Raw genomic sequence first — 1522 nt, 5'->3', positions numbered from 1 at the left:
CACTAAGTACGTCCAAGCCCAGCCAAACGTAATCCGGAGGGTATCAACAATTCCTGGTAAAGAAGCAGGGAGGATAACTTTTGTAAACACTTGTGCCTTCTTTGCCCCTAATGTATAGGAAACATCGACTAAATCATTTTGAACATTCTTGGTGACGTCCATAATCATCAACGTCAGCTGAAAAAATGTTCCAAGGAAAATTACGCTCATTTTCTCTGTCTCACCGAGACCAATCCAAAGAATCAGTAAGGGAATGAAAGCAGATGCCGGCATATAACGAATGAAACCAATAATTGGTTCAAAAGCTCCCTCCATAATCCTTAGTGAGCCCATTAAGATCCCAAGCGGTATGCCAATAATGGCTGCAGCAAGAAATCCAAACAGGACCCTGGTAAAACTGATCCCTATATCTGAAAGAATTTGACCATTTACAAACATATCCACCGCAGTAGATAGTACTGCAGTAGGAGTAGGAAGGAATAAAGGATTGACCAACTGTCCGTAACTAAGTACAGACCAAACTAATAAAAAAATAATAAATGTTATAAAGCCCGCTGATGTATAAAACACTTTGGGGATTTCCTTATTAGGAGTAAACAATTTTGCGATCAATTTTTTCACCTATTTTCTTATGCGTCTATTTTGTAAAAAAGCCTAACTGATGAGGTCGAAAAAACATCTCATAAGTTAGGCTTTTTAAAGTGAATCCTTAAACTAACTTAAACCTTATCATTATTGGAAACTTGGGTTGATAACATCTTCTGCTTTTGGCTCGGTTTTAAGAAGTTTTTGATCCTTATAGAACGAAATTGCATTTTCAGTTGATTGATAGATGGAACCTTTTGCGCTTTCTGTTCCAAATAACTTTTCATTATCCTCTTTCGAGAAGAATTTTAAACCAGTAACCGTTCCTTCAAATTCCTTGACATCAATATTTAAACCCTTCGCCATAATTTCATTGGCTTCTTTTTCATGTTCTTTCCAATATGTCATGGCTTCGCCCATCGCCTTAACAAAAGCTTTTACATCTTTCGGACGGTTCTTGATTACATCTTCTTTAAAGCTGACCGTATCAACAATGATTCCAGATAAATCTTTGGTTGTTAACAAAACTTTACCGTTTGCTTGTGCCCCTTTTGATAACCATGGCTCCCATGTAACAGCCGCATCCACTTTACCAGCGGCAAAGGCAGCACCTGCATCACCGGCAGACATTTGCACCACTTGTACATCCTTTTCTGTTAATCCGCCTTGTTTTAATGCTTGCAGTGCTAACATATGGCTAGTTGAACCAACTTCAAATGCAACTTGTTTGCCCTTTAAATCTTTCACACTATTAATTCCCTTTTTTACGAGGATCCCATCCCCGCCGTATGAATCATCCAATAACCAAACCACTTGTACTGGAATTTCAGATGCTGCTAAGGACACTTGTACATCCAGTGCCGTCGCCATCCCATCAATTTTCCCACTGGCTAATGCTTGTTTACGTTCTCCTAATCCTTCTACAATGGAAAGTTCA

The 1522-nt window shown here is 38.8% G+C and carries 2 protein-coding genes; both read right to left on the bottom strand.

Going from position 1 to position 1522, the window contains the following annotated elements; genetic code table 11:
• Positions 1 to 612 (bottom strand): ABC transporter permease (locus tag V7659_RS31900; protein ID WP_335543969.1); only part of this gene is annotated, 612 nt, incomplete at its 3' end.
• A gap of 120 nt (positions 613 to 732) precedes the next feature.
• The coding region (locus tag V7659_RS31895) for an ABC transporter substrate-binding protein (protein ID WP_335543968.1) at positions 733 to 1522 on the bottom strand (790 nt) is incomplete at its 5' end.

It is taken from the genome of Neobacillus drentensis (assembly GCF_036966985.1).
In the GTDB taxonomy this organism is placed as follows: Bacteria; Bacillota; Bacilli; order Bacillales; family Cytobacillaceae; genus Neobacillus; species Neobacillus drentensis_E.
This window is presented reverse-complemented; position numbering and strand designations above follow the sequence as displayed.